At 66.6% G+C, this 17,655-nt stretch carries 22 protein-coding genes; 9 read left to right on the plus strand and 13 right to left on the minus strand.

From position 1 onward, the window contains the following. The first annotated feature begins 499 nt into the window (after positions 1–499). Positions 500–1,177 carry a GntR family transcriptional regulator gene (locus ACWIGM_RS20680; RefSeq protein WP_454027823.1) on the plus strand — a complete coding sequence of 226 codons (678 nt, stop codon included), beginning with the start codon at positions 500–502 and terminating at the stop codon, positions 1,175–1,177. 16 nt (positions 1,178–1,193) lie between these two features. On the opposite strand, the gene ACWIGM_RS20685 is transcribed toward ACWIGM_RS20680, so the two are convergent. Continuing rightward, positions 1,194–1,832 (minus strand): type III secretion protein, encoded by a 639-nt coding sequence (locus tag ACWIGM_RS20685; RefSeq protein ID WP_454027824.1) that lies wholly within the window; start codon positions 1,830–1,832, stop codon positions 1,194–1,196. 298 nt (positions 1,833–2,130) lie between these two features. Here ACWIGM_RS20685 and ACWIGM_RS20690 point away from each other — a divergent pair, with 298 nt between their 5' ends. From ACWIGM_RS20690 to ACWIGM_RS20715, 6 genes are read left to right on the plus strand one after another with little or no spacing between them, the layout of a single operon-like run. Continuing rightward, a complete protein-coding gene (locus tag ACWIGM_RS20690) occupies positions 2,131–3,048 on the plus strand; it encodes a SctD/MshK family protein (protein WP_454027825.1) in 918 nt (305 codons plus the stop codon). A 15-nt stretch (positions 3,049–3,063) separates the two neighbouring features. Further along, on the plus strand, positions 3,064–3,441 hold the full coding sequence (locus tag ACWIGM_RS20695; protein ID WP_454027826.1) for a hypothetical protein: 378 nt from the start codon (positions 3,064–3,066) through the stop codon (positions 3,439–3,441). Beyond that, a complete protein-coding gene (sctY, locus tag ACWIGM_RS20700; protein ID WP_454027827.1) occupies positions 3,438–3,779 on the plus strand; it encodes a type III secretion apparatus assembly chaperone SctY in 342 nt (113 codons plus the stop codon). The genes ACWIGM_RS20695 and sctY overlap by 4 nt, the downstream gene beginning before the upstream one ends. Next, complete coding sequence (gene sctV, locus ACWIGM_RS20705) at positions 3,763–5,913, plus strand: type III secretion system export apparatus subunit SctV (RefSeq protein WP_454027828.1); 2,151 nt, start codon at positions 3,763–3,765, stop codon at positions 5,911–5,913. The genes sctY and sctV overlap by 17 nt, the downstream gene beginning before the upstream one ends. A gap of 28 nt (positions 5,914–5,941) precedes the next feature. Next, positions 5,942–7,318, plus strand: coding sequence for a type II and III secretion system protein family protein (locus ACWIGM_RS20710; RefSeq protein ID WP_454027829.1), 1,377 nt, complete (start codon positions 5,942–5,944; stop codon positions 7,316–7,318). Between the two features lie 16 nt (positions 7,319–7,334). After that, entirely contained in the window at positions 7,335–7,760 is a 426-nt protein-coding gene (locus ACWIGM_RS20715) for a hypothetical protein (RefSeq protein WP_454027830.1), read from the plus strand. Positions 7,761–7,780: 20 nt separating this feature from the next. Here the strand turns inward: ACWIGM_RS20715 and ACWIGM_RS20720 are convergent, their stop codons facing one another. Then, positions 7,781–8,581, minus strand: a complete 801-nt coding sequence (locus ACWIGM_RS20720) for a tetratricopeptide repeat protein (RefSeq protein WP_454027831.1) — start codon at positions 8,579–8,581, stop codon at positions 7,781–7,783. Positions 8,582–8,634: 53 nt separating this feature from the next. On the opposite strand from ACWIGM_RS20720, the gene ACWIGM_RS20725 reads away from it, so the two are divergent. Next, positions 8,635–9,672, plus strand: a complete 1,038-nt coding sequence (locus ACWIGM_RS20725) for an EscU/YscU/HrcU family type III secretion system export apparatus switch protein (RefSeq protein ID WP_454027832.1) — start codon at positions 8,635–8,637, stop codon at positions 9,670–9,672. Positions 9,673–9,683: 11 nt separating this feature from the next. On the opposite strand, the gene sctT is transcribed toward ACWIGM_RS20725, so the two are convergent. The 11 genes from sctT to ACWIGM_RS20780 are packed head-to-tail and all read right to left on the minus strand — an operon-like array spanning position 9,684 to position 17,039. Then, positions 9,684–10,490 carry a type III secretion system export apparatus subunit SctT gene (sctT, locus tag ACWIGM_RS20730; protein WP_454027833.1) on the minus strand — a complete coding sequence of 269 codons (807 nt, stop codon included), beginning with the start codon at positions 10,488–10,490 and terminating at the stop codon, positions 9,684–9,686. A 9-nt stretch (positions 10,491–10,499) separates the two neighbouring features. Further along, the gene (locus ACWIGM_RS20735; protein WP_454027834.1) at positions 10,500–10,772 is read right to left on the minus strand and encodes an EscS/YscS/HrcS family type III secretion system export apparatus protein; all 273 of its coding nucleotides are present in this window, start codon (positions 10,770–10,772) and stop codon (positions 10,500–10,502) included. Between the two features lie 38 nt (positions 10,773–10,810). Continuing rightward, positions 10,811–11,464, minus strand: a complete 654-nt coding sequence (gene sctR / locus ACWIGM_RS20740; protein ID WP_454027835.1) for a type III secretion system export apparatus subunit SctR — start codon at positions 11,462–11,464, stop codon at positions 10,811–10,813. Next, the gene (gene sctQ, locus ACWIGM_RS20745; RefSeq protein ID WP_454027836.1) at positions 11,457–12,524 is read right to left on the minus strand and encodes a type III secretion system cytoplasmic ring protein SctQ; all 1,068 of its coding nucleotides are present in this window, start codon (positions 12,522–12,524) and stop codon (positions 11,457–11,459) included. Before sctQ ends, sctR begins: the two co-directional genes overlap by 8 nt. After that, entirely contained in the window at positions 12,521–13,000 is a 480-nt protein-coding gene (locus tag ACWIGM_RS20750) for a hypothetical protein (RefSeq protein ID WP_454027837.1), read from the minus strand. Before ACWIGM_RS20750 ends, sctQ begins: the two co-directional genes overlap by 4 nt. Continuing rightward, a complete protein-coding gene (locus ACWIGM_RS20755) occupies positions 12,997–14,346 on the minus strand; it encodes a FliI/YscN family ATPase (RefSeq protein WP_454027838.1) in 1,350 nt (449 codons plus the stop codon). The genes ACWIGM_RS20750 and ACWIGM_RS20755 overlap by 4 nt, the downstream gene beginning before the upstream one ends. After that, the gene (gene sctL / locus ACWIGM_RS20760) at positions 14,343–14,939 is read right to left on the minus strand and encodes a type III secretion system stator protein SctL (protein WP_454027839.1); all 597 of its coding nucleotides are present in this window, start codon (positions 14,937–14,939) and stop codon (positions 14,343–14,345) included. Before sctL ends, ACWIGM_RS20755 begins: the two co-directional genes overlap by 4 nt. 5 nt (positions 14,940–14,944) lie before the next feature. Then, positions 14,945–15,574, minus strand: a complete 630-nt coding sequence (locus ACWIGM_RS20765) for a SctK family type III secretion system sorting platform protein (protein WP_454027840.1) — start codon at positions 15,572–15,574, stop codon at positions 14,945–14,947. Next, positions 15,571–16,323: a type III secretion system inner membrane ring lipoprotein SctJ gene (gene sctJ, locus ACWIGM_RS20770; protein ID WP_454027841.1), complete on the minus strand. Its 753-nt coding sequence runs from the start codon at positions 16,321–16,323 to the stop codon at positions 15,571–15,573. The genes ACWIGM_RS20765 and sctJ overlap by 4 nt, the downstream gene beginning before the upstream one ends. Before the next feature lie 17 nt (positions 16,324–16,340). Continuing rightward, positions 16,341–16,748 (minus strand): hypothetical protein, encoded by a 408-nt coding sequence (locus ACWIGM_RS20775; RefSeq protein WP_454027842.1) that lies wholly within the window; start codon positions 16,746–16,748, stop codon positions 16,341–16,343. A 39-nt stretch (positions 16,749–16,787) separates the two neighbouring features. Then, complete coding sequence (locus tag ACWIGM_RS20780; protein ID WP_454027843.1) at positions 16,788–17,039, minus strand: hypothetical protein; 252 nt, start codon at positions 17,037–17,039, stop codon at positions 16,788–16,790. 416 nt (positions 17,040–17,455) lie between these two features. Here ACWIGM_RS20780 and ACWIGM_RS20785 point away from each other — a divergent pair, with 416 nt between their 5' ends. Continuing rightward, the gene (locus ACWIGM_RS20785; RefSeq protein ID WP_167561788.1) at positions 17,456–17,620 is read left to right on the plus strand and encodes a hypothetical protein; all 165 of its coding nucleotides are present in this window, start codon (positions 17,456–17,458) and stop codon (positions 17,618–17,620) included. The last annotated feature ends 35 nt before the right edge of the window (positions 17,621–17,655 follow it).

The raw sequence follows: 17,655 nt of genomic DNA on the forward strand, positions 1-17,655 counted from the left end.
GCGGCAACGCCCCGATCCGGGCGACGAGCGCCCCGGAACCGGCCAGGTTCCCATCTGCGGATCGAACGTGTTCTCGATCACCTCCGCGGTCTGATGCAGCTAGCGGCGGCTTGGCCGGGCCAGGCGAGCAGGCGCGTGTCGCGGCTTTCGAGTGCCTTGGCGATGCGACCGAGATCGCCGTGTCGAATGGCCGCCGCCTGAACGTCACCAAGGCTTCAGGGAACAACGCGACCCGGATAGCGGCACCAGTGCTCGGGAGCGCCGTGCAGCTTAAGATCAGCCTGTCCTGACACGATCTGACAGGGGCGGCAATGAACGATGCCCGGCTGGGATCCTTTGCAACCGGTCGGGCTGACGATGTGCCGGACGCAATTATGAGTCGCCGAAAGGGTGATCGAGGGTTCCGCAGGTTGGTGCTATCATCTTCGGGGGGATGAACGGAAATTATAGCGTATTTGTTTCAAATTTACCGAGTTTGACGGCTCCTAGGAGGTCGCTGGTGAATAGCCTTATTCGTCGCCAAACTTTGCACGAAGAGTTGTCCGCAGAAATACGACAGATGATCCTGTCGTCAGAGCTCACTCCCGGCGACAAGGTCTTCGAGCCCGAGCTCTGCGACCGTTTCCAGGTATCCCGCACGCCGCTGCGCGAGGCACTCAAGGTCCTGGCTGCGGAGGGGCTCGTCCAGTTGCTGCCGAACCGCGGCGCACGCATCGCCTTGATCACGCGGGAGGAGGCGATGCAGATTTTTCCGATCATCGGCGGCCTGGAGGCCCTTGCCGGCGAACTGGCCTGCCAGGAACTGGAAGATCGTGAGATCGCCCGGATCCAGGAGCTGCACGATGTGATGGTCGGGCATTATCGCCGCCAGGAGGACGAGGCGTACATCACGCTCAATCGTACGATCCACGAAGCCTTTATCGACGGTGCCCGCAATCCGCGCCTTGCCGATGTCTATCGGCGCGAGCATGGCCGGCTCTCGACGCTGCGCTATTTCGCGCCGAAGTCACCGAGCCAGTGGGGCGAAGCGGTGGAGGAGCATGAGCAGATGATGTCTGCCCTGCACCGGCGTGATGGGCGGCGCTTCGCGGATATCGCCCGTGATCACATGCGCCACAAGGCCGATGTCGTCTTGCAGACGATCGACGCGCTGCAGTCGCGCAGTCGCGCGGCCTGATCCCGAGCGGGCGTTTTCAGGACCCGTCCGGCGGGCCACCGCGGAAGACGCGGACTTTCGCCGCCGCGTCCGCCGGCGTTGCCGCGGGACGGCTGGATGCAGCTGTGTCGTGGCCACCCTTGAGCTGGCTCAGTGCCTCTCGCACGAGATGGCGATAGGCCGGGGGGCCGGACACCGCAATGACACCGCGAGCCCCGCCGGATCGCAATGGGAAACGTGAATCCGCGACGCCGAGGTGCCGTAGCATCTGGTCGAGCTGCGCAGGGCTGGCACCATTGAGCGCGACGAGTTCTGTCTGAAGCGCCGACTGCGCGTCGACATGCAGGGTCGTGCCGTCGAAGTACCAGATCAGGCCGTGCGCCTGCCCCAGGCGCTCGAGAAACCCTTTGGCGTCGCCGCTGGCCGGCATGGCGCGCAGACGCCCTTTCACGTCATCGCCCAGTTTGACGGGGAGCCGCAGATTGCGCCCGAACTCGACCAGGGCGCTGCGCAGGTCCTGATCGATCGCGACATAATTGTAGGGCTTGTGCTGCCAGTCGCTCTCGGCCGCCCTGATCGGCACCGCGCCGATCAAGAGGCACAGCAGCCCTGAGCCGATCACGCGTGACGCCCAGGAAACTGTCTTCCGGCAGACGATAGGTGCTTGCCCGGCCACGAGCTGCTCCCGCCCCATCAATAGATGACTAGCCTTATTGCCCGACAAGCAACCAAGTCAAAGATTTTTGACTGAATCGGTCTATATCCAAGCGACTCAGAATATTGAATTATGAATTCATCATAATAAATCTCAATGATGAGACAATCGAAATAATTTTCGCCATTCCAATAGCCTCATGAAATCGCCAATCAGCCTTGTATATATTGTCGGAATATCCTTGTATTGCTCCGACAGCGCTGACTCGAAAATCGAAAGCTCGTGACGATCCCCCGCGTAGCGACTTCGGGAGCAAACCATGACTACGGCATCGTTGGCGCTGCGGCAGGGGCGTGAACTGGCTCCAGCCGGAGCCTCGAACATCGGATTGGCGATTGAAGAAGGGCTTCACGAGGGCGCCCGTCTGAAACTCGATTCCGGCAGCTATCGTGTCGGATCGGCTTCGGACTGTGACATCATCCTGCACGATGACGGTGTCGCCGGCCAGCACGCGGTCCTGCGCGTCATCGACGGCGAGCTCCGCCTGGAAGCCGTTGGCGGTGCCATTGCGCTCGACCCTGAGCGCCGGCGCGTACTGCCGGCCGGCAGTGGCGTCAAGCCGACCCTGCCCGCGACTGTCTGGATTGGGCGGGCACGGCTGAAATTGACCGGCCGCGCTGCAGCCAGGCGCATTGGCATGCGAGCAGCGATCATGGCCTCGGGCTTCGTTGCTCTGGCCGGGATCGTCGCCGCCTATGCGATGGCGTCGCTGCCCTCCCCCGCTCCGCCGGTCATGGCAAAAAGCAACGCTGATCCGACTGTAACCAACCATGCGCCTGGCGAGCGGGTCGCCGATGCTGCGGCGCAACTGCGTCGCACGCTTGTTACCTCCGGACTTTCCGGTGTCGCCGTCACGGCCTCGGGCGAGCGCGTGCTGGCGACGGGCACGGTCGAGCCCGGTCAGGCGCAGGCCTGGTCCGCTGCCCAGCAGGCTTTCGACGCCGCGCATGGCGGAAGGCTTCAGCTGGGGTCCGAGGTCCGCGTCGCGCAACAGGAGGAAGGGCCGAAGATCGCCTTGCAGGCGGTCTGGCTCGGCGAACATCCCTATGTCCTGACGACCGACGGCGGACGGCATCATCAGGGTGCCTTCCTCGACAATGGCTGGACGGTCCGCTCGATCACCAGGGACGGCGTCACCTTCGTCCGTGGCGAGCGCAAATTCACGCTGACCTTTTAGGAGCGGGAGGCGGCGATGGACGTCAGGAAAGCGGGGTGGCAACGGCTCGACGACGTTCTCGCGAGCCTGCGCGGCGCGAGCCCGGAGGCCGCGACCCGCGCCCAGCTCAAGGAATTCGAGGCGCTGCTGAAGGCTCGCCAGCGGCGCCAGCAGCGCGCTGGCGGCCCAACGTTGACCGAGGACCTGGCCGAGCTGGTCATGCCCCAGATCGCCGATCCCGAGATCTTCCAGAGTGCGAACTACACGGCGATCCTCGACGATCTCGTGACCGATGTTCTGCCGGTGATCGAGGAGGATGTCGAAGTGCGCGAGCTCGTCACGCTCCTGCTGACCGAGGAGCTCGACCGGCACCGGACCTTGCAGCGGCGGCTGCGGGAGCGCGAGCGCCAATGAGCAAGCCCGAGGCCAAGGTCCAGCTGCTGCACGCGCTCGGCTATCTCTATTGCCGGCATGGCCAGGTGAAGCGAGCCCTCGTGCTGCTGCTGCTCGCCGGCCGTCTTGCTCCGCGCGACGAGGGCGTGCTCAAGACATTGGCCTACGCCTTCATCTGCGACGGAGCCGGCCAGAGCGCCTTGCGCGTCCTTGACCATCTCGACACGCTCGGCGGCAGCGACCGCAAGGTCGCCTTGCTGCGCAGCCGGGCCCTGTGGCTCGCTGGCAAGGAGGCCGAGGCGCGCGAATGCTTCCGTGCCTTCGCTGACGAACGGGCGGTTCATGTCGATGCCGGCTGAACTGCAGCGCGTACTGCTGGCACTGTCGCGTCGGAGCGATCTCGTCCTGGCGCTGATCGTCATCGTGGCGGTGCTGATGATGATCATCCCGCTGCCGCCGCTGGCGATCGACATGCTGATCGCGATGAACATCGCGGCGAGCGTGCTGATCACCCTTGTCGCCTTCTATGTCACGCGGCCGGTCGAGCTCTCGGCACTGCCGGCGATCGTCCTGCTCGCGACCCTGTTCCGCCTGACACTGACGATCAGCACGACACGGCTCATCCTGCTCGACGCCGATGCCGGCGAGGTGGTCGCGACCTTCGGCAGCTTCGTGATCGGCGGCAATGTCGCGGTCGGCCTGGTGATCTTCCTGGTGATCACCATCTCGCAGTTCGTCGTCATCACCAAAGGCGCCGAGCGCGTCGCCGAGGTTGCGGCGCGGTTCAGCCTCGACGCGCTGCCAGGCAAGCAGATGGCGATCGACAACGACCTGCGTAACGGCGACATCGATCAGGATGAGGCACGCCGGCGCCGGCGCGACCTGGAGCGGGAGAGCCAGCTCTACGGCGCGATGGACGGCGCCATGAAGTTCGTGAAGGGCGATGCGATCGCCGGGCTCGTCATCGTCCTCGTAGCCCTGATCGGCGGTCTCGTCATCGGAACGGTTCAGCGCGGCATGTCGTTCGGCGACGCCGCCGCGCTCTATTCCGTGCTGACCGTCGGCGACGGTCTCGTCGCCCAGATCCCGGCGCTGCTGATCTCAGTCGCGGCCGGCATGGTGGTGACGCGGGTCGCCTCCGACACGCAACGCGACATCGGCTCCGAAATCGGCTCGCAGCTCTGGCGCGAGCCTCGTGCGCTCGCGCTCGCGGGGGTAGTCGTCGCCAGCCTCGGCTTCGTTCCCGGCTTCCCGACGCCGGTCTTCCTCGTGCTGGCCCTCGGTCTGGCAGCAGGAGCGGTGCTGCGCTCGCGGCAATCCTCGCCGACGCGCGAGACGGCACCATCGGGGGTTCAGGGTTTCGATGTCGCGGACGATGCGCAGGGCTCCCCGGCCGCGATCGCGCCAGCGCGGGCGCGCTACCGGGTCTCCGTGCTGCTTGGGGCCGAGCTCGAACGGACGATCCCGGCCGACCTGTTCCGCGCCGAGGCCGAGCGTATTCGCAGCGAGATGCAGGCCGAGCTTGGCGTCATCGCCCCGCTGCTCGAGCGCCGCGGCGACAGGAAGCTGTCCGACAACCAGTTCCGTCTCGATTTCGAGGGAGTTCCGATCGCGCTGGGCGAGATTCCTGCGAACAGCCTGCTCCTGCAGGATGAGCGGGCACATCTCTCGATGCTCGCCATCTCCTTCCGCGAGGGTCCACCATTACTCGGCCGCGGACCATCGTCCTGGGTGGATGCCGCTCATATCCGGGCTCTGAATCAGGCCGGGATCGGCTATCTCGACGCGCCCGGAGTTCTATCGGCCCGCATCGCCGCAGCGCTGCGGCGTCACGCCCACTTCTTCGTCGGCATTCAGGAGACGCGCGATCTGCTTCAGCAGGCCGAGGCGGACTATCCCGACCTCGTCGCCGAAGCCGGGGCCGGCGTCAGCCTGCAGCGCACCGCCGATATTCTGAGGCGCCTGGTCGAGGAAGGCGTGGTCATCGCCAATCTGCGCCTGATCCTCGAGGCGCTGGTCGAATGGGGCGGGCGTGAAGCCGACCCCGCCCAGCTCGCCGACTATGCCCGGATCGCGCTGCGCCGCCAGCTCTGCCATCGCCATGCCGACGCCAATCGCGTGATCCCGGCCTATGTGCTCGATCCGGAGACCGAGGCCGTACTGCGCGCCGGACTGCGCGACATTGCGGGCAACCGCATCCTGCACCTGTCCGAGGATACGGCGAGCGCGCTCGTCGGCCAGCTGCGCCAGGCCATGACAGGGCTGGAGGACGTCAACCCGGTCGTCTTCACAGCGATCGAATTGCGCCGCCATCTGCGCGAGCTGCTGATGCGCCACGACATCGACCTGCCGGTGATGTCTTTTCCCGAGCTGGCGCCGGAATTCTTCATCCAGCCCCTGGCTTCGCTCACGCTCGGCCCCGGGCAGGCGGCGGCTCCGCCCTCCCCGGATGCGACCCGCCTCGCCGCGCCGGCGGCATCCCCCTTTTCCTGACCAGACATCGCAGACAAGGACAGGCAGAGTGCAACGACGCATGATCCGCAATGGCAAATTCGCGACGCATGTCGGCGCATTGCTCTGCCTGTCCGCATTTGCGGCCCTGCCCTGGCCGAACGCGATCGCAACGGGCCAGGCTGTCGCGAACGAGGTCTCGCCACTCTCAAATTCGCGCCCGGTCGAATTGCCGACGGGACAAGGCCGCATCATCCGTTTCGATCAGCCGGTCGAGTCCGTCATGCTGGCCGATCCCACCGTCGCCAATGTGCAGGTGGTGGCGCCCGACGTGGTCTATGTCTACGGGCTCAAGAGCGGCTCGACCAATCTGATCGCGCTCGACGAGCAGAAGCGGATGAAGGGCGCGATCCGGCTCGAGGTGCTGACGCCGGCGCGCTCGGCCAACCAGGCGAAGAACATCCTGCAGCCGACCTCGACCGTCGATCTGCAGTTCTTCGGCGAACGGCTGGTGATCAAGGGCGCGACCCGTTCGGTCGACGAGGCGATAGACGTCGCCAATGTGGCCCGGACCTACTCGCCCCCGGACCAGCCGCCGCTCAACAATGCGACGATCCCGTCATCGCACCAGGTCAACATCCGGGTGCGCTTCGCCGAAATGTCGCGCAAGGACCTGACCGCCTTCGGCATCAACTGGAAGGTGATGGTCGACACCGGCAATTTCTCCTTCGGCGTCGGCAGCTCCGGCGGCAACCTCGCCAGCGGTGGGCGGGGTCTTGGCCTGAATTTCAGCAACAACCGCGTAAATGTCGATGCGCTCATCGAGGCGATGCAGCAGAACGGACTGCTGACCATCCTCGCCGAGCCGAACCTGACCGCCACCACCGGCCAGACGGCGAGCTTCCTCGCCGGCGGCGAGGTGCCCGTGCCGGTGCCTCAGGACCGCGACCGCATCACCGCCGACTACAAGCCCTTCGGCGTCTCGCTCTCGTTCACGCCGACGCTGCTGCAGAACAACCGGATCGGCCTCAGGGTCCGGCCGGAGGTCAGCGCCATCTCGATGGCGGGCGCCGTCCGGCTCAACGGTTTCGAGCTGCCGGCCTTCACCGTTCGGCGCGCCGACACCAATGTCGAGCTGGGCAGCGGCCAGACCTTCGCGATCGCCGGCCTCTTCCAGCGCAACCTCTCGCAGGAGGTCGACAAGTTCCCCTTCCTCGGCGACGTGCCGATCCTCGGCGCCCTCTTCACCTCGACGCGCTATCGCCGCGACGAGACCGAGCTCGTGATCCTGATCACCGCCCATCTGGTGAAGCCTTCGAGCGACCGGCTGTCGGCGACGCCGCTGGACCGGCCGGTGCCGATCGTGCGCAGGCAGCCGGTGGCGACGGCAGCGCCGGTGGCGAAAGGCCCGAAGACCCCGGCCGGCGCCGGCCTCGTCTTCAAGTGAGATGCGGGGGACGACCATGACGACAAGACGATTCCTCGCCCTGGCAATGGCGGCAGTTGCCGCCGGCTGCGCCAATCCGCCGCCCGACATATCGGCGAACTACCAGGTTCTCTATCTGCCCCCGGAAGTGCCGGGCGCTCGGCCGACGGCCATCGTCGCGCCGGAAGCCTGTCTGCAGCAGGATCCGACCCGCTACCCCTTCGAGATCGATCCGCACCTGCCGCCAGGTTGCGCCAACGCCTACAATCTGGAGCGTATGGTCGAGCGCAAGGCCGATCTGTTCCAGGGACGCAAGCCGGGCCCGGCTGCGGCGGCGCCGGTCGCGCGCGCCGCACGGCGCTATCTCGATGGCGACGAAAATCCGCTCGGCGGTGCCTTCGACCGCGACGGGCGTCGCAACACCAATCGTGCACCGGCGAAGGTGACGACGGAGCAGCAGTGAGCGCTGCCAGGCAGCTTGCTTCAACCAGCGAGGATCGTGCCGACGATCCTGGCCCTGGCGCGCGCGTCGCTTGCACTCTCCAGGGTCCGCAGCCGGCGCAGGAACGCTGGTCGCTCTGCCGCCGGCAGATTGGCCTCGACCACGCTTTGCGCTTCGCCTCCGGCGCCGGTGAGCGCGAGAACCAGTGCGAGATTGCGGCGATGCGTCGGCTTGGCGCTCTCCGAGCGGGCCACGCCCCTGATCCGGTCGACGGCCTGTTCCTTGCGGCCGGCGAGCGCCTCGGCCAGAGCGAGATTGGTCGCAATGTCGAGGTCGTCCGCAGCGCGGCTGTGCGACTTCTCGAAAGCGGCGACCGCCTCGGGCGCCTTGCCGGCGAGCGTCAAGGCGATGCCGAGCCGATTGTAGCCGGCTGCGCTGTCGATGATGGGGGCAGCCTTGCTGAGAGAGGCAAGCGCGGCGTCGATCTCGCCACGTCGCAGCGCGGCAGAGCCGAGCCCGAGCTGCGCCGCGCCGTTGTTCGGTTCGCGTTCGAGGGCCAGGCGGAAGGCGCGCTCGGCAACGACACCGTCGCCGGCTCGCAGATAAGCCTCACCGAGCCTTACGGCGGCTGCGGCATCGCCGGTCGCCGCCGCGCTCTCGTAGACTGCGAGCGCTGTCGCCATCTCGCCGCTCTCCTCCAGCGTCGAAGCAAGGACATGCGCTCCCCGCGGCTGCACCTCGGGCTTGGCCGCCTCGCTCGCCTCCTGCTGCTGCGTCAGCATACAGGCCGGCAGCAAGGCGATAAGCAGCAGCGGCGCGAAGCGGCTTGGCCTGATCGTCATGGTCGGACACTCCGTGACCTCGGGGGGCGGATCGGCGCTGGAAGGCTCGTTGGATGAACGAGCCTTCCGAAGAAAAATCGCTTCCGGCGAGCGAGAAGAAGCTGCGCGAGGCTCGGCGCAAGGGACAGGTGCCGCAAAGCCGCGACCTGATCATCGGCTTCACCTTCATCGCGGCGTTCGTCTACCTGGTCCTGGTCAAGGACCGGCTGCTCCTGCAGCTCGACGAACTGGTCGAACTGGTGATCAACCGGGGCAATGAAGCCTTCCCGGTCGTCCTCGAACGCGCGTTGCGCCATGCCGGCGGAATGCTGCTGTACCTGACCGCGCCGCTGGTCGCCGCTCTGGTCGCGACCGCCGCCCTGACCGCCATGGCCGGCAGTTTCGGCCCGGTGTTCTCGTTCGAGATCATCAAGCCGAAATTCGAGCATGTGAATCCCGCCAAGGGCCTGAAGCGGCTGGTTTCGCTGAAGAGCGTCAGCGAGTTCCTCAAGAGCCTGGTCAAACTCGTCGTGCTTGGGGCGGCCTTCGTCCTGATCCTCGGCCACCAGCTGCAGCCGCTTCTGGAAACCCCGGTCTGCGGCGAGCACTGTGCCGGCAGCGCCATCGCCGTGCTGCTGCTGCCGCTCTTCCTCGTCGTCGTGCTGGCCTATCTCGTCGTCGGTCTCGCCGACCTGTTGCTGCAGCGCTTCATCTTCCTGCGCGAGATGCGCATGACGCGTTCCGAGATGAAGCGGGAGACGAAGGACACCGAGGGCGATCCGCTGATCCGCAGCGCCAGGCGCCAACATTATCGGCTGATCGGCCGCTCCGGCGGCCTCGGCCTCGCCCGCGCGACCATGCTGATCGCGTACCACGGCAACGTCGTGGGCCTGCGCTATCAGCGCGGCGAAACCCCCGTGCCGCTCATCGTCTGCAAGGCCGCGGGGGAGCCAGGCGCCGCCCTGCTGCTCGAAGCGCGCGAGCGGGGCATTCCGGTCGTGCTCGACGAGCTGGCCCAGCCGCTGCACAAGCGGCACGCGCAGGGCGACCCGGTCAAGCAGGACCTGTTCCAACCGGTCGCCGACGCGCTGGTCAAGGCCGGCGTGCTCTAGATTGACGCGCATCACGGCCGTCGCGGGGCGAGTTGATGCAGGAACGGTTCGGCATCGAACAGCCGGCTGATGTCCTGCCGCATATACTCGATCATGAAGGCCGAGTAGATCAGCAGCAGCACCGAAAAGACCAGGCTCTTGGCCGAAAGCGAGAGCTCGAAGATGTTGAGCTGCGGCGCGGTCCGGGCGAGCAGCGCCATCGCGAGATCGGTGAAGAGCAGCGCGATCACGATCGGAGCGGCGAGGCGCAATGCAAAGCGCATGACCTCGTCGAGCAGCTTCAGCAGCAATTCGCCTGCGCCGGGATCGAAGACCGGCCCGAGGCTCGCCACCGGCCAGATCCGGTAGCTGGCATAGAGGCCCTTGACCATCAGATCGAAGCCCCCGGCCGCGAAGAACAGCATCAGCAGGCTGATGGCGAAGAAGGTCGCGGTGATGCTCGATTCGGCGATCGCCGAGGGGTCGAGCAAAGCGGCAGCGGTCGAGCCGCGCTGGAGATCGAGCAGATCGCCGGCGAGTTCCGCTGCCCAGATCGGCACGCCGAACAGCAGGCCGATCGTGATCCCGAGCACCAGTTCCTTGAGCAGGATCGCGGTGACGAGCGCCGGCGACAGCGGCTGGCCGTTCTGAAGCATCTCGGCGAGCACGGGGGTGAGCGGCAAGGTCAACGCCAGCGCGACCCCGCCGCGGATGATCCCGGCGAGGCCGAGCCGGGTGAAGGCCGGCGTCACCAGGATCGCACCGGTGATCCGCGTCATCGCCAGCGCCGTCGCGACCATGACGGGCAGGATGAGCTGAAGCAGGAGATCGCCCGACATCGTCCCCACTCAGCGTGTGAGAGCCGGGAAATCCTCGAACAGGGCGAGCGCCTGTTCGTAGATCTGCAGCGAGAGCAGTGGGCCGATCAGCAGGAGCAGCAGCAGGAGCACGACGATCAGCTTGATCGCCTGGGGCAGCGACTGGTCCTGGATCTGGGTGAGCGCCTGGAGCAGGCCGACGCCAAAGCCGATCAGGACGGCCGCCAGCAGTGCCGGCCCCGAGACGATCAGCACGGTCATCAGCGCCGCGTTGATCTTGGTGAGGATCAGCTCGTTGGTCACGGGCGTTCATCCGGATGGCGGGCAAGGTCCATCGCGGCTCAGCCATAGCTCAGGATCAGGCCGTGCATCAGCTTGGTCCAGCCGTCGATGCTGACGAAGAGCAGCAGCTTCAGCGGGATAGAGATCAGCGTCGGCGAGACCATCATCATGCCCATCGCCATCAGCACGTTGGCGACGATGAAATCGATGACCAGGAACGGCAGATAGAGCAGGAAGCCGATCTGGAAGGCGCGGGTCAGCTCCGAACTGACGAAAGCCGGCACCAGGACGATGAGATCATCCGCCTTCAGCGCGGCCGCCGCATTCTCTGGCCAGACCTTCACGGCCGCCGTCCGGAAGAATTCGCGCTCGCGCTCATGGGTGAAGCGCGAAAGGTGGTCGCGCAGCGGCTGACGCACCGTGTCCGCGGCTTCGGTGAGCCCCTGCACGGAGTTGAGATCGAGCTGGCGGGCCGAGACCCGCCCGTAAAGGTCGGCCATCAGCGGCGCCGTGACATAGACGGTCAGCACCAGCGCGATCGCATGCAGCACCAGATTCGGTGGCGACTGCTGGATGCCAAGCGCGTTGCGGATCAGGAAGAGGACGACCGAGATCTTCAGGAAGGCCGTCATCGTCACGACGCCGAGCGGGATCAGCCCGATCAGCGCGACGAAGGCGATGATTCCGACCAGGTTAGGACTGAGGTCAGGCATCGAACAGCCGGGTGATGCGCACGCCGAGCGCCTCGCCGATCCGCACCGGCTCGCCCTGGCCGATACGGCGCCCGTTGGCGATGAGGGAGAGCGGCTCATTGGAGGAGGTCGGGAGCGCGACGATGCTTCCGGCACCGAGGCCGGCGAGCTCCTTCAACGTCATCTCGCTGCGTCCGAACTCGAAGATGACCCGAACGGGCAGATCGTCGAGGGCCGCTGCGCCCTCCTCTGCAGAGCTATCCTCGTCGAGATCGTCCATGAGCCACTCCCATCGTGATGATCGCACCGGGGCCGGCGCCGCCTGAAGACGCGCCGTGTCACTGTCGATCCGGACCGGGGCAGCCAGATGCCGGCCAACCAGAAGACAGGCTTCCCCCGCCGGCAGATGGCGGTCGAACAACAGGACGTCCCCCGGCCTGGCGCGCTTGAGCTCGCCCAGCGTGATCTGGACGTCGGCTTGCCGAAGGCTGAGCGGAACAGGGATCGGGTCGCCCCAGCCAGGCAAAGCCCTCGCCGCAGGCAGGAAGGCAAACAGCCGATCAAGAACACCGGAAGGACCTGCGATCCCGGCAATCTCGACCGGATCCGCCTCGAGCCGGACGGCTATCGCGAACTGCAGCTCGCTTGCGCCGAATTGACCAGCCTGCTCACGCAATTCGACCGTCTCGCCGAGGCGAGTTTCCAGCTCAGCGACGACTTCAGCGAAGGCCGCTTCGATGAGGAGCGCCTTTCGGGTCGGATCGAGCACTGTCGTAGCGCCATCCGATCCGAAGCTGCCGAGCAACGCCGCGACCAGCCGAGATGGCAGGCGTAATTCGACGTGCTCGCTGCCGACGGCGAGCGCAAATGGCAGGTAGTCGGCATCGCCGGCCGACAGCCCCCGCGCCGCCGGAGCCAGGGCGATCTCCCGCTCATCGAGCCGCAGAGCGATGCGCCAGTCCGAGCCATGGAAGCGGTTGATCGATGCGAGGTCGCGTGCCGGCACAGAGGGGTAGAAGAACGGGCGCACATCGCCGGGCTCGGGCGCCGGGCGGTTCGCCAAGGGCACGTCGGCCTTCATCGGGCCGGCCTCCCGCTCGCAGCTTCATCCAGTGCTGCATCGAGGCGCGCTTGCTGCCTTTTCCGTTCCCGTTTCGCCTGCTCATCGCAGGCCTGTTCGAGCCGTATCCGATCGTGCCGACGCTCGCGATGAACAGCCTGGGACGCGGCGAGGTCGCGTTGCCGCGCCGAAAGCGTATCGGCGGCCGAGGCGGCCGCGGCCTCGAGGTCATGGCGTGCCGCACCGGCAATCATGGCTTCCTCATGGAAACGTGCCAGCGCTGTCAGTGAAAATGGCTGAGCGAGCAGACCGCGATGGCGGGCGCGCTGCGACGACAGCGACTGCTCGTCATGGGCGGCGATGGCTCCTGCAGCTTCGTTCGCGGCAGCCCCGGCACTTGCCGCCGCCGCCCGCTGCCGAGCCGCGCGCTCACCGGCACGCTGTTCGCGTCTGCGACGGAGCGCGAGCAGCGTCTGCAGGTCGACGAGGCCGGTCACGCCAGCACCTCGCGCATCCACTCGCGCGTCCGCTCCAGCGATTCAGGCTCGCCTGAACCTTGGCGGAGGAAGGCCCGGATGCGGTCGATTCTGGCCAATGCCGCATCGGCCAGCGCATCCGAGCCGGGTTCGTACTCGCCGACCCGCACCAGCAGCTCGATCTCAGCGTGACGTGCCAGCAACTCACGTATCCGCTGCGCATTCGCCAGATGCTCCGGCGGTGCAACTGTGCCCATCAGGCGCGAACGGCTTTTGAGGATGTCGATCGCCGGGAAATGATTCTGCTGGGCAAGCTCGCTCGACAGCACGATATGGCCGTCGAGCAGCGCCATAACCTCTTCCGCGACCGGATCGATCTCCGCCTCGCCTTCGGTCAGCACAGTGTAGATGCCGGTGATCGAACCGCCCTGCCCCGGCCCCGCGCGCTCGAGCAGTCGCGGCAACGCGGCGAACAGCGAAGGCGGAAAGCCGCGCCGGGTCGGTGGCTCTCCCGCTGCCAGGCCGATCTCGCGCTGGGCTCGCGCAAACCGGGTGATGCTGTCCATCAGCAACAGGACGTGACGGCCCGTATCGCGAAAATACTCGGCTATGGTGGTCGCGACATGGGCCGCCTTGACGCGTTCGAGCGCCGGCCGATCCGAGGTCGCGACGACGGCAACGGTCCGTTCCCGCGCGTCCGGCGACAGGCGTCGCTCGAGGGTCTCGCGAACCTCGCGGCCGCGCTCGCCGACCAGCGCGAGCACGATCACATCAGCTTCTGTCCCGGCGACGATATCGGTGAGCAGCGAGGATTTGCCGGCGCCGGGCGGGCCGAAAATGCCGAGGCGCTGGCCGCGCGCGCAGCTGAGCAGGCCGTCGATGGCGCGCAAACCGAGCTGGAGCGGAGCGTCGATGAGGTCGCGCGCCAATGGCGGCGGCGGTGGCGCATGAACCGGGCGCAGGCCGGTGATCGCACCGGCCGGCCAGCCGGCGCCGTCCAGCGCCACTCCGGTCGCGCCGATGGTGCGTCCGAGCAGGCCGGGCCCGACCGGAGCGAGCAGGACCTCTCCCGTCGGCACGACCTCGGTCTCGGTCGAAAGGCCATCGAGATCACCGATCGGCGTCAGGATCGCGCAACCATCCTGCAGCCCGACGACCTCGGCCAATGCGATCACTCCGCTGGCGGGATCGTGCAGCTCGCAGATTTCGCCGAGCCGGACGTCGCGCAGCGTCGCGTGGATGGTGACGCCGAGCGCCCGCTGGACCTTGCCGCGCGGCGGTCGTGGGCTCGTCTGCTGGAGGCCGTGGCGCAGCCCCGCCAGGGCCTCGTCGAGACGTGCGCGCCCGGCCGTATCGGCGATCGTCATGCCGGCATCATCCGGCGCGAGAGCCCCCGGCGAAGCGCCTCGATCTGGCTGTCGATGCCGGCATCGACCGTGGCGATGTCGCTCGTCAGCACGCAGCTGTCGCGCGCCAGAGCAGGATCACCGCTGACCTCGAGGCTGATCTCGATGCCGCCGGCTCGCACGGCCTCCTGCAGGGTCTCGTTCACCGCCGCGACATGATCGGGGTGGACGCGGACGGTCAGCGTCCGGCTGCGACGGAAGGCCGAGAGGGCTTTCAGCGCCGCCATGGCCACGATATCGCGGCGATCGAACTGGTCGACGACATCACGCACCACAGCGAATGCGATATCCGTCAGCTCGCCGGAGAGGCCAGCGAAATAGGCATCGACATCCGCGATCGCCCGGCCGATTCGCTCCGCGGCTTCGGCCTCTCCACGCTCGCGCCCGGCGGCTTGCGCCTGTGCCAGCACCCGTTCGGCTTCGTCCTTCGCGGCCGCCTCGATGGCGCGTGCCGTCTCTCGCGCGGCATCGAGGAAAGCGAAGCCGTCGCTCCAGGCAGCTGCCATCTCGGCGGGAACGAGCCCGCGCGGCGGCCGGTGCGGCAGGTCGGCCATCGCCGTCACGCCGAACCGGCGCGATGCGCCGCCTCGATGATCGGCCGGCCGATCTCCGGCGTAACGGTCGCGAGCGGCAACATCTCATCGGGCATCTGCAGGCGCAGCCGCGCCCCGATCTCGGCAGGCAAGCTCGCCGCCCAGGCGAGCAGGCAGCTCCAGCCCGCTCGGTCGATCTGCTCGATCAGCTCCGTACTCACCGTGAGCCCCTCGGCTGGCCCGGCAAGGTCGCGCCTCGCCAGGGCGCGCGCGAGCACGCCGGACCCCAGTGCCTTGTCCAGCGCACGCACTTCGCTGGCGAGCACGATGCGCGACAGCGAACCGGCGAAATGGATCGCACCGGCAAGGCGCAGGAGGCTCCGCAGCGCCACCGGGGCGAGCAGCAGGATGGCACGGTCAGAATCCGGAACCGCGTCCTGCCCGAGCGTTGCCGACAGGCGGTTCTGCGAGCAGAGCAGGTCGGACAAGCGCGCCTCGAGGCGAGGAAGGGCAAGCAAGCGCCGGCAGGCCTCCGGCGTGACCGCCTGGTCGAAGGCCGCCGCGAGCCGCTCCGGCGTAACATAGGTTGCCGGGCTGGCGACGAAGCGCCGCCAGGCGATGGCAGCCTCGTCCGGGTGCGTCAGGGAACCGCTCATCGTTCGCCCGCGCCTTCGGCGAGGGAATAGAATCGGCGCCGACGCAGGATGAGCAGGCCACCAGCGATCAGCACGCAGCCGCCGGCTGCTCCCACGATCGCCGGCCATGGCAGGCCAGCCGGCGACAAGGCCGGAACAGGTGGCTGAGCCTGAAGGGCCATCGCGTTGCGCTCGGCCGGAACGACCACGACCGAGACGCGGTCATAGTTCAGTCCCGCGACCCCGTTGGCAATCAGCATCTTGATCGAGGCGAGCTTGTCGTCGATCGCGATCTTCGGGTCATGGCGAATGAAGACGGATGCGGAAGAAGGCACCAGGTTCTGTCGCAGCGGATCGTTCTCAGGCAGGACGAGGTGGACGCGGGCGGTCAGCACCCCGTCGATCGCTGCGACGGTGCGGGAGAGTTCCTGGCTCAATGCGAAGATCATCCGCGCCCGGTCCTGCACCGGCGAGGAAACGAGGCCGTCCTTCTTGAAGACGTCCCCAAGGGTCTGGAACTCCTGCCGCGGCAGGCCACTGCGGCCGAGGATCGTCACCGCGTCGGCGAAGCGGCCCTCCTCGACCGTCACGGTCAGCTTACCGCCCTTCTGGACGCTGCGCCCGGCCGGGATGCCGTTCTGCAGCAGGATCGCCACCATCTCATTGGCCTGCGGCTCGTCGAGATTGGTGTAGAGATCGACCTTGCAGCCAGCCAGCAGCAGGGCAAGGCAGAGAGAAGCGAGAATGCGAGCGGGCCGGGTCTTCGCCATGGCGGGCACCGATCGGCTTACTGGCCCTTGAGCACGGTATTGGCGGAGCCGGTCGTCTGCGTCGCGCCACGGACGACCAGCTGCGTCTGCACAGCGAACTCGAAGGAGCGGTTCATCGATTCGATGACCCGGTCGAGCTGGCGGTCGTCCAGAGCGCTGCGCTCGGTCGAACCTTGCGCTCCAGCCGAGGGAGCCTGCTCGCGTGCGGTCTCGCCGGCCCGGCGCAGGAAGCCATCCATCCGGCTCGTCAGCTCGGAGGCGAGCTGACCGGGATCGGCCAAAGCCCCGGCCCGGGCGGGCCAGCTCTGCTGGCGCGCCGCCGCCTCCGCCGCATGGTCGAAGGCCGGCCGCTGTTCCGAACCGGTCTGGATGACCAGGGTCGAGCCGGACAACAAGGTGTTGGGCAGTCCGTTTGCGATCGTCATATGCGTCTCCGAAGGTGGATCTGCGAGCGCCGGTCTCGGTCAGCCCTCTTCGTCGGCCATGACTTCGCCGAGCATGTCGGTCATGCGCGGCATCAGCAGCATCGACATGACCTGCGATCCGTATTGGCCGACCATCCGGGCAAGCTCGTCCTGGCTGATCTCGTCCTGCTGATCGGCCGCGCCAGCACCGGCATTGCGCTGCTGCGCTGCTGCGATCGCATCGTCGAAGCCCGCGCCGTTGTTGTCGACCGTACCGCCTGGCAGGGCGGTATTCACCGGTTGCACGCTCATCGCTGCTCTCCTCGGTATCCGCCGAGCGCAAACGGTCGCGCTGCCGGCCGGTAAATGCGCCTTACGGTAGGAGCGTTGTTTTTACGATGTCAACGCTTATTGCACTGTAAAAACTTTCATTATTCGGGATAGTGCGTTATGAATAATGAATTCATTGCACATTACTAAGCTAGTACGAAATTCAAATCTTTCGATTTGGCAATTTAGTTCCAGATGGAATTTCCATTGATGAAATGAATGCATTCATAATCTCAAATAACATCAGAGATAGTGAATTGAATGCTTGACGAATCCTTTATCGACATTAACGTCCGCTTGCCTTGAACGACCAACCCCTGTCGTTCGGGCGCCGGAACCGGGGCATTGAAGATCCCGCGCCGGTCCGATCCCAGAGCACGTCAAAAACGGAGTCTGCGATGTCCGGAACCTCGTCCGTCCAGAACACCACCACGCCGGAGAATGCGATCCAGCAGATGGAAGCCGCCTTCAACCGCGCCATCGTGAAATCGGCCGAAATCACCACCAAGACGACCGAGAAGAAGGTCAGCCTCGACGCGGCCAAGCAGCGTCCGAACGCCTGATCGCGCCTTTGCGGCGCCCTGGCGTGGCCAAACGG

This window comes from Allobosea sp. NPDC055332 (genome assembly GCF_053645455.1).